16 protein-coding genes are annotated in these 14,467 nt (G+C 41.9%); 13 read left to right on the top strand and 3 right to left on the bottom strand.

Annotation, left to right across the window (positions count from 1 at the left end; translation table 11 throughout):
• The first annotated feature begins 86 nt into the window (after nt 1-86).
• From gyrA to MTT29_RS09430, 5 genes are all read left to right on the top strand, one after another.
• Complete coding sequence (gene gyrA / locus MTT29_RS09450) at nt 87-2,708, top strand: DNA gyrase subunit A (protein ID WP_429800482.1); 2,622 nt, start codon at nt 87-89, stop codon at nt 2,706-2,708.
• A gap of 50 nt (nt 2,709-2,758) precedes the next feature.
• Complete coding sequence (locus tag MTT29_RS09445; RefSeq protein ID WP_429800542.1) at nt 2,759-3,253, top strand: LPP20 family lipoprotein; 495 nt, start codon at nt 2,759-2,761, stop codon at nt 3,251-3,253.
• Nucleotides 3,229-3,621, top strand: coding sequence for a hypothetical protein (locus MTT29_RS09440; protein WP_429800481.1), 393 nt, complete (start codon nt 3,229-3,231; stop codon nt 3,619-3,621). Before MTT29_RS09445 ends, MTT29_RS09440 begins: the two co-directional genes overlap by 25 nt.
• A gap of 12 nt (nt 3,622-3,633) precedes the next feature.
• A complete protein-coding gene (locus tag MTT29_RS09435; protein ID WP_107945236.1) occupies nt 3,634-4,788 on the top strand; it encodes a sigma-54-dependent transcriptional regulator in 1,155 nt (384 codons plus the stop codon).
• Nucleotides 4,789-4,858: 70 nt separating this feature from the next.
• Nucleotides 4,859-5,884, top strand: a complete 1,026-nt coding sequence (locus MTT29_RS09430) for an aspartate-semialdehyde dehydrogenase (RefSeq protein WP_021090026.1) — start codon at nt 4,859-4,861, stop codon at nt 5,882-5,884.
• Between the two features lie 46 nt (nt 5,885-5,930).
• Here MTT29_RS09430 and MTT29_RS09425 read toward each other — a convergent pair whose 3' ends face one another.
• From MTT29_RS09425 to MTT29_RS09415, 3 genes are all read right to left on the bottom strand, one after another.
• Nucleotides 5,931-6,344, bottom strand: coding sequence for an Rrf2 family transcriptional regulator (locus MTT29_RS09425; RefSeq protein ID WP_429800480.1), 414 nt, complete (start codon nt 6,342-6,344; stop codon nt 5,931-5,933).
• 75 nt (nt 6,345-6,419) lie between these two features.
• The gene (locus MTT29_RS09420; RefSeq protein ID WP_429800479.1) at nt 6,420-7,055 is read right to left on the bottom strand and encodes an NAD(P)-dependent oxidoreductase; all 636 of its coding nucleotides are present in this window, start codon (nt 7,053-7,055) and stop codon (nt 6,420-6,422) included.
• Between the two features lie 28 nt (nt 7,056-7,083).
• Nucleotides 7,084-7,458, bottom strand: coding sequence for a cupin domain-containing protein (locus tag MTT29_RS09415; protein ID WP_429800478.1), 375 nt, complete (start codon nt 7,456-7,458; stop codon nt 7,084-7,086).
• A gap of 242 nt (nt 7,459-7,700) precedes the next feature.
• Between MTT29_RS09415 and MTT29_RS09410 the strand changes: the two genes are divergently transcribed.
• The 8 genes from MTT29_RS09410 to MTT29_RS09375 all read left to right on the top strand — a co-directional run.
• The gene (locus MTT29_RS09410) at nt 7,701-8,678 is read left to right on the top strand and encodes a cation diffusion facilitator family transporter (protein ID WP_429800477.1); all 978 of its coding nucleotides are present in this window, start codon (nt 7,701-7,703) and stop codon (nt 8,676-8,678) included.
• 37 nt (nt 8,679-8,715) lie between these two features.
• Nucleotides 8,716-9,105, top strand: a complete 390-nt coding sequence (locus MTT29_RS09405; RefSeq protein ID WP_429800476.1) for a transporter — start codon at nt 8,716-8,718, stop codon at nt 9,103-9,105.
• An 89-nt stretch (nt 9,106-9,194) separates the two neighbouring features.
• The gene (lepA, locus tag MTT29_RS09400) at nt 9,195-10,985 is read left to right on the top strand and encodes a translation elongation factor 4 (protein ID WP_103620163.1); all 1,791 of its coding nucleotides are present in this window, start codon (nt 9,195-9,197) and stop codon (nt 10,983-10,985) included.
• A 172-nt stretch (nt 10,986-11,157) separates the two neighbouring features.
• On the top strand, nt 11,158-11,388 hold the full coding sequence (locus tag MTT29_RS09395) for a 2-hydroxymuconate tautomerase family protein (RefSeq protein ID WP_103566346.1): 231 nt from the start codon (nt 11,158-11,160) through the stop codon (nt 11,386-11,388).
• On the top strand, nt 11,382-12,104 hold the full coding sequence (locus tag MTT29_RS09390) for a hypothetical protein (RefSeq protein WP_103620162.1): 723 nt from the start codon (nt 11,382-11,384) through the stop codon (nt 12,102-12,104). Before MTT29_RS09395 ends, MTT29_RS09390 begins: the two co-directional genes overlap by 7 nt.
• A 10-nt stretch (nt 12,105-12,114) precedes the next feature.
• Nucleotides 12,115-12,672, top strand: a complete 558-nt coding sequence (locus tag MTT29_RS09385; protein WP_021090028.1) for a YajG family lipoprotein — start codon at nt 12,115-12,117, stop codon at nt 12,670-12,672.
• Nucleotides 12,672-13,241, top strand: coding sequence for a ComF family protein (locus tag MTT29_RS09380; RefSeq protein WP_429800475.1), 570 nt, complete (start codon nt 12,672-12,674; stop codon nt 13,239-13,241). Before MTT29_RS09385 ends, MTT29_RS09380 begins: the two co-directional genes overlap by 1 nt.
• Before the next feature lie 113 nt (nt 13,242-13,354).
• On the top strand, nt 13,355-14,467 hold a 1,113-nt coding region (locus MTT29_RS09375; RefSeq protein ID WP_429800474.1), incomplete at its 3' end, for a cache domain-containing protein.

Below are 14,467 nucleotides of genomic sequence, written 5' to 3'. Positions count from 1 at the left end.
GTTAAATTTAACCCAGGCCGCTTTGCCCTTAGCAAGTTTTTATCAATTTTTGGCTAAAATCCCACAAGCTAAATTTAAGGATAAAAATGAAAGACAATCTACTTGAATTAACTCAAGATATCGCTTCAGTTGATATCGAAGATTCTATAAAAAATAGCTATCTTGACTACTCTATGAGCGTCATCGTCGGACGTGCTTTGCCTGACGCTAGAGACGGACTAAAGCCAGTTCATAGAAGAATTTTATACGCTATGGATAACCTCGGTGTTGGCAGCAGAAGTGCTTATATGAAGTCAGCTCGTATCGTCGGTGAAGTCATCGGTAAGTACCACCCACACGGCGACATAGCGGTTTATGACGCACTTGTTCGTATGGCTCAGAAATTTTCTATGCGTTATCCAGTCGTTGATGGACAAGGAAACTTTGGCTCGATTGATGGCGATAGCGCAGCTGCGATGCGTTATACAGAAGCTAGAATGACTATGCTTACTGAAGAGCTTTTAAAAGATATCGACAAAGACACGGTTGATTTTGTGCCAAACTACGACGACAGAGAGGTTGAGCCAGATGTTTTGCCTAGCCGTGTGCCAAATTTATTATTAAATGGCTCAAGCGGTATCGCTGTCGGTATGGCGACAAATATCCCGCCACACAGCCTTGATGAGCTTATAGATGGCCTTTTGCTGCTTCTTGAAAACAAAGAGGCGACACTTGAAGAGGTAATGGAATTTATAAAAGGTCCAGACTTCCCAACTGGCGGTATCATCTTTGGCAAAAAAGGCATCATAGAGGCCTACCGCACAGGTCGTGGCAGGGTCAAACTAAGAGCCAAAACTCATATAGAAAAAAAGCCAAACAAAGATGTCATCGTTATCGACGAGCTGCCTTATCAAACAAACAAAGCAAGGCTTATCGAGCAGATCGCCGAGCTTGTAAAAGATAAGCAGATAGATGGCATCAGCGAGGTTAGAGATGAGTCAGACAAGGACGGCATCCGCGTAGTCATCGAGCTAAAACGTGACGCAATGAGCGACATCGTGCTAAATAATCTCTTTAAATCAACCACGATGGAGAGCACTTTTGGCGTTATTATGCTTGCTATTAATAACAAAGAGCCAAAGGTATTTAACCTTATCGAGCTACTTAAGCTATTTTTAAATCACAGAAAAACGGTCATCATTAGAAGAACGATATTTGAGCTTGAAAAAGCGCGCGCAAGAGCCCATATCTTAGAGGGTCTAAAGATCGCACTTGACAACATCGACGAGGTGATCGAGCTTATTAGAAATAGTGCTGATACGGCGGTTGCTAGAGAGGGCTTGATGAGTAAATTTAACCTCTCAGAGCTTCAAGCAAACGCTATCCTAGATATGCGTCTAAGCAAGCTTACAGGCCTAGAGAGAGAAAAACTAGAGGCCGAGCTAGCCGAGCTTATGGCTGAGATCGCAAGACTTGATGAAATTTTAAAGAGCGAGATATTGCTTGAAAATTTGATCAAAGAGGAGCTTCTTGAGATCAAAAATAAATTTAAAGTACCAAGAGTGACTGAGATCGTTGATGACTACGATGATATCGATATCGAAGACCTCATACCAAATGAAAATATGGTAGTAACCATAACTCACCGTGGCTACATCAAGCGTGTGCCAAGCAAGCAGTACGAGAAGCAAAAACGCGGCGGCAAGGGCAAAGTAGCGGTCACGACATATGACGATGACTTTATAGAGAGCTTCTTTACTTCAAATACCCACGATACGCTTATGTTTGTGACAGACCGCGGACAGCTATACTGGCTAAAAGTCTATAAAATTCCAGAGGGAAGCCGCACAGCAAAGGGCAAAGCAGTTGTAAATTTGATCCAGTTGCAGCCTGATGAGAAGATCAAAGCGATCATCCCAACGACTGACTTTGACGAGAGCAAATCGCTAGCGTTCTTTACTAAAAACGGCATCGTAAAACGCACAAATTTAAGTGAGTTTAAAAACATCCGCTCAGTTGGCGTAAGAGCTATAAGCCTTGATGAGAATGACGAGCTAGTAACTGCGCTCATCGCTCAAACATACGATGATATGCCAGTAACTGACCCTGAAAATGAGCTAAGCGTTGAGACAGAGGTGCTTGAAGTTGAAGAGCTTCAAAATGAGATCGACGAAGATAGTGCAAACGCCGAAGAGGACGCAAACTCAGGCGATGAGACAATGCTATTTGTAGTTACCAAAAAGGGTATGTGTCTTAAATTTAAGATCAGTAAGGTTCGCCAAATGGGAAGAACGGCACGCGGCGTAACTGGTATCAAATTTAAAGAGCCAGGCGACGAGGTCGTAGGCGCTGCGGTCATCGAAAGCAATGATCAAGAAATTTTAAGCATATCTCAAAAAGGTATCGGCAAGCGCACAACCGCTGATGAGTATCGATTGACAAATCGCGGTGGCAAAGGCGTCATCTGCATGAAGCTAACAAACAGAACAGGCGATCTTGTGGGCGTTGTGATGGTTGATGAAGAGCAAGATCTCATGGCTCTAACATCAAGCGGTAAGATGATCAGAGTCGATATGCAAAGTATCCGCAAAGCAGGACGTAACACAAGCGGCGTGATCGTCGTAAATGTAGATGGCGATGATGTTGTAAGTATCGCAAGATGCCCTAAGGCTGAAGACGGCGAGGACGAAGAAGAAGCACCAAGCGAAGATATGGGGCTTTTGGAATAAAATTTGCTATTAAATTTTAAATAAAAGCATAAAAAAGGTTGTTTATGAAGATTAAAATTTTATCTTTTGCTTTGATGATCGCTATTTTTGGCGGTTGCTCATTTAATGGCTTTATGGGCGAGCCAACTAGCACATCAAACCGCAACGTAGTCATCCAAAAGGTCGATAAAGACGATCTTAGAGAGGTGATGAAAAAAGAGAAGATGATATATGATAGCGCTCCAAGAGAGACCACTTTTAGAGCCACAGGCGAGGGCATAGCTCCGCTAAATTCGCTCTCATACGCTCAGTCTGTCACTCTTGCAAAAAGAGCGGCGATGGCTGATGCTTATTCGCAGCTTGCAGGTAAGCTTTATGGCGTAAAGATCAACGCTGAAGACACCGTAAGAGACGCGATGCTAAACGACTCATCTATCACTTCAAAGGTTCAAGGCCTTGTCAAAAACGCAAGGATCGTAAGTGAAAATTTCAAAGACGGGCTTTATAAGGTAAATATGGAGCTTAAGATAGACGAAGATAAGTGGCGAGAAGTCTTTTCTTACTAACGATACTTTTAAATTTCGCCTTTTGCCTGGAGGAGTTTATCTTCTGGGCAAAGGTCGATACGACAAATCATATCATCGCTAATGAGGAAATTTCTTTCTCAAAGGCGATGACTTTAACGCCAAACCCAAAACCAAAATTTCTTTGCCAGATAGACGCTTTTAAAGATGAAAACACCACAACTCTTGGCTTTTTAAATTTACACAAAGATGAGATATTTGACTGCTTTGCCTTAAAAAAAGTGATGATAAAAAATGAGCTTTATGTCAAAAATACACAGATCTCAAACGCTTCAAATTTGAAAATTTTACCAGTTAGATTTATGGTGGAATTTAAGCCAAAATCCGCTATCATCGGCACACTTCAATAAAAAAGAGATCAAATGAATATCGTCATAGTAGAAGATGACATCAATATGCGAAAGTCGCTTGAGATCGCACTTGGCGAGTATGAAGAGCTAAACATTAAAAGCTATAAGAGCGCAGTTGAAGCTCTAAAAAAGCTAAGCGACGACACTGATCTAATAATCACCGACATAAATATGCCAAAGATGGATGGACTTGAGTTCATTAAGGAGTTAAACGGCAAATTTGACGTCATCATAATGACTGGAAACGCCACACTTAACAAGGCGATCGAGAGCGTTAGGCTCGGCGTGAAGGACTTTTTAACCAAGCCATTTGACGTCTCAACGCTATATGAGGCGATAAAAAGGGTAGAGGCGCTAAAACAAAAAACTCCAAAAAGCATAAAAAAAGTTGAAACTAAAAGCGAAAATAACGGCTTTTTAGCCACTTCAAAGGCACTAGAAGCCACGCTAAATATCGCGCTAAAAGCTGCAAGAACTGACGCTTCAATAATGCTTAGTGGCGAAAGTGGCGTTGGCAAGGAAGTCTTTGCTAAATTTATCCACGCAAACTCACCAAGAAAAGACGCTGCATTTATCGCTTTAAACATGGCTGCTATCCCTGAAAATTTGATAGAAAGTGAGCTTTTTGGCTTTGAAAAAGGCGCCTTTACCGACGCAGCTACTACCAAAAAAGGGCAGTTTGAGCTGGCAAATGGCGGAACGCTATTTTTAGATGAGATCGGCGAGATGCCTATAAATTTACAACCAAAATTGCTTCGTGCCTTGCAGGAGCGCGAGATAACAAGACTTGGCGCTATAAAGAGCGAAAAGATAGACGTTCGCATCATCTGCGCTACAAATGCAAATTTAGAGCTTGCGATGAAAGAGGGCAGGTTTAGAGAGGATCTTTTCTACCGCCTAAACACGATCCCACTTTTCATCCCGCCACTTCGCGAGCGAAAGGATGAAATTTTGCCTATCGCGCAGGATGCTTTGGATAAATGCTGCAAAGAGTATGGCTTTGAGGCTAAAAATTTCTCAAAAGCAGCCAAAGAGGAGCTTTTGGGCTATGACTACCCAGGCAACATAAGAGAGCTCATCTCAGTCGTGCAGCGTGCAGCGATACTAAGCGAGGGCGATGAAATTTTGCCAAAAGATCTATTTTTGCAAGCAAGAAGTAAAAAATAGGTAAAAATTTAAGTTTTTGACTAGTAAAATTATGCAAATTAAGAAAATTAAAAGAAACCAAGGAGAGCAGATGAGAAAATTTAACGTAGCGGTCGTTGGTGCTACTGGAGCGGTCGGCGAAGAGCTTTTTAGAGTTATGGAGGAGGTTGATTTCCCAGTTGGTGAGCTTTTGCCACTTGCAAGTGCAAAGAGCGTTGGCATGGAGATCGAATTTAAGGGCAAACACTACAAAGTAAAAGAGCTAACCGAGAAAGTTTTTAGCGAGCACGAGATCGATATCGCATTTTTTAGCGCAGGTGGCTCAGTTTCAGAGAAATTTGCCAAATTTGCAGCCGATAGTGGCGCAGTAGTCATCGATAACACCAGCCATTTTAGGATGGATAAAGATATCCCGCTAGTCGTACCTGAGTGTAACCCAAGTGACATTGCTATGTGGAAAAACCGCGGCATCATCGCTAATCCAAACTGCTCAACCATCCAAATGGTGCAAATTTTAAAACCACTAAATGACGCTTTTGGCATCAACAGGGTCGATGTTTCTACCTATCAAGCAGCAAGTGGCGCTGGCAAAGAGGGCATGGAGGAGCTTGTTGTTCAGATGCAAAAATTCTTTGAATTTAAACTTGATGAGTGCGAGCCAAAGGTCTTTGCGCACCGCCTAGCGTTAAACGTGATCCCACACATCGACGTCTTTTTGGACAATGACTATACAAAAGAAGAGATGAAAATGGTCAATGAAACGCAAAAAATTCTTCACAAAGATATCGAAGTGAGCGCGACATGCGTGCGTGTGCCGGTGCTTAGAAGCCACTCTGAGGCGATCACTATCCACTTCGATAAGGACGTGAGCGCAGATGCGGCAAGAGAGGTTTTAAGCAAAGCTCCAAGCGTCGTCGTAGTCGATAATCCAGCTAAAAAAGAGTATCCGATGCCTACTATCTCAAGCGATACAAACGAGACTTATGTTGGCAGGATCAGGGTTGATAACTTTAGATCAAATGTGCTTCACCTTTGGTGCAGTGCCGATCAGATCCGTGTGGGAGCTGCGACAAATGCCGTCAGGATCGCACAAAAATGGATAGCGATGCAAGAGTAGTTTAAAATTTATCTTTGGCTAGAAAGGTCAAATTTCTAGCCTAAATTTATCTCGCAAGCTCGTCTAATAAATCTTGCAAAGTAACGTTTTTTAGCTCGTTTTCTAGGGCAGTTTGTGCTCTTAAAAAGTGTCCCGTCAAAAGCTCCTCTATCCTGCCACCAAGCGGGCAGGCTTTGGGCGAGTCAGAGTGAATTTTAAAGAGTTTTTCTTTGTCGTTTACTGCGTTAAAAATTTCAAGTAAATTTATATCTTTTGGCTCTTTTGCAAGGCTCACTCCACCAACTCCAGCTGCGACATTTGCGAGCCCTGCAGCCTTTAGGACGCCAAGTAGCTTTCTAACGATAACCGGGTTTGTATTTATACTGCCAGCTATAAATTCGCTAGTAACCTTCTCGTCTTCAAAAAATTTAGCACATAAAAGCGCATGTATCGCAGTTGAAAATTTAATACCAACTTGCATAAACTCCCTTAAATTTCATATTTAAACCTCTAAGTTTAGCAGGCATAAGTTTAAATTTGCCTGCTAAAACTAAACTCACGCCCTCTCGCCAACTGCGGTGAAGCGTTTTTGGATAAATTTCTTGTTTTTTAGCTCGTCTATGATCGCAAGCGCAAGGTCTGCGTAGCTTACATAGCTCTCGTTTTGCGAGTTTAGTATGAGATCGTCCCCGCCAAGCACGTATTTGTCGGTGCGAGCGCCATTTTCATCGTAGTCGGCTGCCGGACTTACATATGTCCAAAGCACGTTTGCGCTACCTTTTAGCTCAAAATATGACTCTGCCGTAGCCTTTGCCACGCCCATATATGCTGCTGGGAAGTCTGGGGTGTCCATGAGCATAGTGCCTTTGCTATCAATAAATAACGTGCCAGCGCCGCCAACTACGATGAGCCTTGTGCTAGTGCCTTCTAGTAAATTTACAAGGTGAGCGGCCACTTTTTTGTGAAGTGGGAAGGTTTCTTCGCTCCATGCTGCAAATGCGCTGATAACTGCGTCAAAGCCAGCTAGATCAGCCTTTGTAAGCCCGAAAATATCTTTATGGATAACCTTAACGCTTTCGTTTTTATACTCTTTGTTTCTAACGATCGCTGTGACGTCGTAACCTTGTTTTAGCGCTTCTTTTACTAAATTTGCACCGCTTTTGCCGTTTGCACCGATGATTGCTATTTTCATTTTTTTTTCTTTAAATTTGTCTTTAAATTTACAGCCAGCTTGGCTTTACGTCATCAACTATCACGCCGTCACTCATTGTGTATTGCTCTAGGCTACCGCGTTTTGTCTGGATACAGATCATTTTGATGCCGTTTTTGCCAGCCCTAAAGCACCTCTTACCCTCTGGATCTATGCGCACCGCGTCGCCTTTGCTTACTTTTATCACTTCGCCGTCGATGAAAAGCTCGCCATCGCCATCAGTGATGATGTAAAGCTCCTCGTTTTGCTTGTGTGCATGGACAAATGGCACGCTTGTGTTTGCTGGAAGCTCATTTATAGATACCTCACAGCCAGTTAAATTTAAAGCCTCTTTTAGCTCAACTCTTGGCTCGTTTGCGATCTTTGCAACCTGATAATTTTTCATTTTGTTCTCCTTGTTTTTTGTGTTGTAATCTTTTTATTTACAACCGATGAGCGAAGTATAATAATTTTTTGTTGTAATGTCAAGAGTTACAACAAAAATTTTATCATTTTTAAATTCTTAAGCGCCATTAAAGCACACGCAGGGCATATTTACGCAGTTTTTAGCTTGCTTAGTCTCTAGTCAGACGGCAGCAGAGCTAGCTAGGGACGTTTAAATTTATCAGTAAAAGGTGATCATTTTAGATGCAAGAGACTCACTCTCACCACTCTCACGCCGAGCATGGCGGTATGCACATTCACACGAACAATAAAAATGTTCTTAGAAATTCATTTTTTCTAATTTTCATGTTTATGATAGTTGAGGCCGTTTTTGGCTTCGTTTCAAACTCGCTTGCGCTTATTAGCGACGCATTTCACATGCTCTCAGACGCTGCGGCTCTCTTTTTGTCGCTGGTTGCTTTTAAGATCGCAGAAAAAAGGGCAAATTTACAAAAGACCTTTGGCTACAAAAGGGTCGAGATCATCGCCGCTTTTATAAATGCCATCGCTCTTATCGCACTTGCAGTCTTTGTCGTAGTCGAAGCTATCATCAGGCTTTTTAACGAGCCAGAGATCAAAGCTGAAACGATGCTATTTGTTAGCATTTTGGGGCTTGTGGTAAATTTAGTCGTGGCTATTTATATGCATAAAAGCGCTGATACAAAAGAAAATTTAAATATGAAAGGTGCTTATTTGCACGTGCTTGGCGACACGCTTGGCTCAGTTGGTGCCATCGTCGCGGCGCTTCTTGTGATGAAATTTAACTTCACGCAGGCCGATAGCATCGCAAGTATCTTTGTCTCGCTACTCATCATAAAAAGTGGCGCTAGCTTGCTAAAAGATAGCTTCAATATCCTGATCGAAGCCGTGCCGCTTAAGCTTGATACGGATGAAATTTTAGGCGTTATAAAGGGCGTAGATGGCGTTAAAATCGTGCATGACCTGCACATCTGGGCTATAAATGCTGGCACAAATGCGCTCATAGCCCACGTGGTGGTGGATGATGCGCTAAGTGTGGCTGAAATTTCAAAGATGATAAAGCACATCGAGCACGAGCTTTCTCACGCAGGCATCGGCCATGTCACGCTTCAGTTTGAGAGCGAGAGCCTTGGACATAAAGACGATCTCATCTGCGAGCTAAAAAGCGCGCATAAAGACGAGCATTTTGGGCATCATCACTAAAATTTGAGTGAAATTTGACGCAAAAGGCTTAAATTTAATGTTTCGCATAAAAAATGAATATCTAGTAGTCGTGGCTATGTGCTTGCTTGGTATTTTTATGGATATGGTTCCTCTTATCGCAGTAAATTTCGTAGTAGCCTTGATCTTCGCTCTATTTTGTATGAAAAAGGATTATATATTTATTTTGTTGTTGACGTTAAATTTTGCTCTATATTTTAACGCTATAGACACCCCTTTTGAACAGCCAGAGCTTTGGATTTATCACGTGCCAGTGCTTGCAACTGCGACATACGGGCTTAGCGCTTTAGTTTATGCTTCAGCCTTTTTAGCTTTTTTGCCGCTTCTTGCTTATCTTTATTTTTTATATTCACTTTGCGTTGTGCTCTGCGCTTTGCGTAAAAGTTTAAGAGCTAAATTTGAGCTTTAAATTTAAGCCTTGCTAGCCTAGCAAACTCATTTTTACTCAACTTTAACGATTTTTTTTATAAAATCGCCTAAAATTTAACTAGGGATTTCATGAAAAACATTAGAAACTTTAGCATCATCGCTCACATCGACCACGGCAAAAGCACGCTTGCTGATCGCCTCATTCAGGAGTGTGGCGCTGTAAGCGACCGTGAGATGAGCTCGCAAATCATGGACACGATGGACATCGAAAAAGAGCGTGGCATTACGATCAAAGCCCAATCTGTCCGCCTAAACTACGCACTAAATGGGCAAAATTTTGTTCTAAATTTGATAGACACCCCAGGACACGTTGATTTTAGCTACGAGGTGAGCCGCTCTTTGGCTAGTTGCGAGGGCGCACTACTTGTCGTGGATGCTTCTCAGGGCGTGGAGGCGCAAACCATCGCAAACGTCTATATCGCACTTGAAAATAACCTAGAGATCATCCCAGTCATCAACAAGATCGACCTGCCAGCGGCTGACCCTGCTAGGGTAAAAGACGAGATCGAGCACATCATCGGCCTTGACTGCTCAGGAGCGATCGAAGTGAGCGCAAAAACAGGCGTTGGCATAAAAGAGCTGCTTGAAGCGATCATCACGAGGATCCCTGCACCAAATGGCGACGTAAGCAAGCCTACAAAGGCGCTCATTTACGATAGTTGGTTTGACAACTACCTTGGCGCGCTTGCTCTTGTGCGCGTTTATGATGGTGAAATTTCAAAAAATGACGAAATTTTGGTCATGGGCACAGGCAAAAAACATATCGTGCTTGACCTCATGTATCCAAATCCTATAGCTCCGATCAAGACTAAAACGCTTAGCGCTGGCGAGGTCGGTATAGTCGTGCTGGGGCTTAAAAACGTTAGCGATGTGCAAGTTGGAGATACGATAACGCAGTCAAGAAATCCCCTAAAAGAGCCAGTTGGCGGCTTTGAGAGGGCTAAGCCATTTGTTTTTGCGGGACTTTATCCTATTGAAACTGATAAATTTGAAGATCTGCGTGACGCGCTGGATAAGCTTAAGCTAAATGACAGCTCCATTAGCTACGAGCCAGAGACCTCGGTCGCGCTTGGATTTGGCTTTAGGGTTGGCTTTTTAGGTCTTCTTCATATGGAGGTCGTTAAAGAGAGGCTAGAGCGTGAATTTGACCTTGATCTCATCGCCACAGCGCCGACCGTGACTTACGAAGTAATTCAAACTGATGGGGTAAATTTAAAAATTCAAAACCCAAGCCAGTTGCCACCTGTAAATAAAATAGACTCAATCCTTGAGCCATACGTGAAAGCGACTATCATCACGCCAAGCGAGTTTTTGGGCAACATCATCACGCTTTTAAACAACCGCCGCGGCATACAAACAAAGATGGACTACATCACGACTGACCGCGTTTTACTCGAGTACGATATACCGATGAATGAGATCGTGATGGACTTTTACGATAAGCTAAAGTCAAGCACCAAAGGCTATGCGAGCTTTGACTACGAGCCAAGCGACTACCGCGTGGGCGATCTAGTAAAGCTTGATGTAAAAGTGGCTGGTGAGACGGTCGATGCGCTCTCTATCATCGTGCCTGAGAGTAAGGCGCAGACAAAGGGCAGGGACTTCGTAAAGGCGATGAAAGAGATCGTGCCACGTCAGCTCTTTGAAGTGGCGATACAAGCTAGCATCGGCAACAAAATAATCGCTCGTGAAACCGTAAAATCAATGGGCAAAAACGTCACAGCTAAGTGCTACGGCGGCGACATCACGCGTAAGAGGAAGTTGCTAGAAAAGCAAAAAGAGGGTAAGAAGAGGATGAAGGCGATTGGTAAGGTGAATTTGCCGCAAGAAGCCTTTCTCTCGGTCCTAAAAATAGACTAGCGGCGTGCCGTGAGCGCTTTTGAATGAGCTTTAAATTTTCTCTCTTCGATGGACTATTTGTCCTATCTTGATCGAAAATTTATGCGCAACATCCAAAATCATCTCACGACATTATGACTTGTCTTATGCTGTTTTTATAGGTTTAAATACTAAATTTACAAAAAGGAGTGCTATGCCATTTGTGAAAATTTGCGTGACAAAAGAGAATGATAGCCCAAGTGTGGAGCAAAAAGAGAAGATGATAAGCGGAGTTACAAAACTAATAAGCGAAATTTTAGGTAGAAGCGCTCAAAATACTGTTGTCATTATCGATGAGATCGATACGAACAACTACGGCATCGCAGGCGAGAGCGTGAAAAATCTCCGCAAAAAACAAAAGGAGCAAAAGGAAGTGAAATGCTAAGAGCGACATTATTAGCAGTTTTTGCAGCCATCTTTCTAACTGGCTGTGTGGCAAAAGCTAGCCTTTGTCTATCGTGCGAGGGCATAGACGGCGTGCAAAGTGCGAGCATAAGCAGCCAAGATAATACCTATTTTGAAGAGGTTATGAGGATCCCAGCTGACTGCAGCGCTTGCAAGGGCAGGGGCGATGGCGTCTTTATAAATGGCGTCAAGTATAGAAGTGACGTGGCGATAAATTGCTGCTTAGAAAAAAATATGATCGACATAAATGTCGGGCTAAAGAAGGTCTATTTTCATAGGATCGTGGATGCTAGAAGCAGCGCAAGGTCTATTTATTACACAAGAGAAGATGGTAGCGGCGTAGTCTTTAACTCAAACCCACGCCTTGAAGTGCTCTTTTATATGTTTTTAAAACGTGAGCTAAATTCGCGTGGCATCGTGGTCGTGGATACGCAAACATCGCCTTATACATATAGACTTGATTTTAGATTTGACGAGCTTAGAGGCACTTACTCAAGAAGCTCTGAAATTTTAAACGGACATCTATATGGCGAGCTTGTGCTTTCAGATATAAATTTCAAAAAACGAATTCCTATCTCGACTAGACACCACGTGGAGGAGCTTGAGGCGTCAAAAAGTGGTCAGTTTGACTTCTTTATCGCGCTTTTAGTCAAGCAAGCTGCCATAAAAGTGGCTGATGAGATCACTAAACTTTGAAAGGAAAAATATGAGTAAATTTAAATTTCTAGCTATCTTTGGACTTTTTGTCCTATTTTTGAGCGGTTGTGCGCCTACTCAGACAGTAGTTGCATTTGATCCTTACAAAACTGCTGCAAGTCAGCAAGCTAACGGCCTTGAAGTATATATAAGCGCGGTGCATGATAGTCGCAAAAACAAAAGCACTATCGCAACTATAACCGATGGCAGAGGCACTGTAAAAGAGTATGTCGTGCTTCAAAACGATCTCGCGACTTATTTTAGCGACTCCCTTAAAAGAGAGCTTGCAGCACGTGGCGCAAATGTAAATGGTATGGGTGGCGTTGTGGTTGAAGTTTTCATAAACGAATTTGAAGCAAATATGAGCGGATATAACAGCGACAACACAAGAGGTAAGATAAAGATCACTCTTAAAATTCAAAAAGGCGATCAAAGCATCATCAAAAATATCTCAAACAATCAAACCAAATTTGAGCTAGTTCGCACTGGCGGAGCATTTAAGCCATTCTTAACAGACATCATCAACGACGCCGTTAAACGCTCTGCGATCGCTATCTTAAATAGCTGATGTTTTGTGCGTTTTGCAAGAGCTTTACGCTAAAGACATTTTGTAAAACCTGCTCGCAAATTTTAAGTGAGCCAAGCCCTGTAGTAAGAGAGCTAGAGGGCTTTAAAATTTATAGCTTCTATGGCTACTCTGAGATCAAAGAGCTCATCCACTCAAAGCACCAAATGCACGGACTTTTTATATATAAAAATTTAGCCAAATTTGCATTTAAGAAATTTGCTGAAAATTTTAACTTTCCAGAGCAAATTTACGCCCTGCCGATAGATGATAGAGTGCATAATGGCTACTCTCACACAGCTATTTTGGCAAATGAACTTCGTGCTAAAAACCTTAAACCCATCTTTCACGCCCTGCATGCGACAAGCAGTGTCAGTTATAGCGGCAAGGATCTTAAATTTAGACAAAACAATCCAAGAAATTTTAAAATTTTAAAAAAGATCACGGCGCCAGTTATCTTGATAGATGACATCGTAACCACTGGCACAACGATACTAGAAGCTAGAGATACGCTTCAAAAAGCAGGCGTTGATGTACTTTTTGCACTTGTTTTGGCAGATGCTAGAAACTAAGCTTTATATGAAATTTAGCTTGAAATTTCACACCTAAATAATTGTAAATAGCTATTAATCATAAAAAAATTTGCCGATATAAACATAAAATTTTACACAAAGGGATTTTGTTTATGAAAAAAGCAGCAAACAAGATAGCACTCATCATCGTAGTGCTTTTAGTTGTCTCGCTTGGCGTGTTTTCAACGGTGAATTACACAAATACCAAGGAGAGGATTTATGATCTAGCAAAGGAGTCTAAGACTTCATCTTCAAAAGTTTTGCAGTTTTATATGAATGCATTTTTTGAAGATAAGCTTGCAGCCGTTCAAAATTTTGCTAGTTACATCGAGGCGCATCCGCAAATCTTAGATGACAAAGAGGCTTTGGAAAAAGTGCTAATGGATGCAGCGCAGGTTACTGATTTTTCTGAGTTTTACTTTGGTTATGCGGCTGATGGTGCTGTTTATAACGCTGTGCTTGATGGCAAAGATCGTAAATTTATGGTTTTTGATCAGAGAAAAAACTATGATGCAAGGGTTAAGGGCTGGTACAAGGACGCTGTTGCAAAAGAGGGCATCATTTTTTCAGCTCCATACACAAGCTCAGCTGGTGGCTTAAATTTAACTATTGCTAAAAAGGTAGTCGTTGGTGGTAAGGTTGTTGGTGTCTTTGGCGTGGATATGGGTATAGATAAGCTTGATAATGGGCTTAATAAGATAAAACCAACTCCAAGTAGCGCAATAGCTTTATTGGATCTAGAGCATAAAAAAATAATTCATTTCGTTCATAAGGATCTTATTTTATCTGATGCTAGCGAAGCTATGAAGATCATTGATGACTACTCAAATGAGTATAAGAAAAATGGCGATAAAACATTTACTTATAATCTTAGAGGCGCAGAGAGACTTCTTGTTTGCGAGCTTTATGATCAAGCAAACTGGCTTGTATGCTCTGCAAACTCATGGACAGACTATGACGAGAGCTTAAATAAGACATTTATTTCACAAATCATCTCATCAATAGTATTTATAGTAGTCATTGTCGCACTTCTTTTATTTGTAGTTAGCAGATCACTTAAGCCACTCTCAAAGATATCTGATTCGCTTATTTCGTTCTTTAAATTCCTAAACTACGAGATCAAAGAGCCTATCAAGTCAAATATCGTTTCAAAAGATGAATTTGGCGTTATGTCTTCTCTCATAAATGAAAACATCCAAAAGATCCAAACAGCTAAAGAAAAAGAA

Source organism: Campylobacter concisus (assembly GCF_050447485.1).
Taxonomy (GTDB): domain Bacteria; phylum Campylobacterota; class Campylobacteria; order Campylobacterales; family Campylobacteraceae; genus Campylobacter_A; species Campylobacter_A concisus_BQ.
The sequence above is the reverse complement of the archived record's forward strand: the minus strand, read 5'-3'. Positions and strand labels throughout refer to the sequence as shown.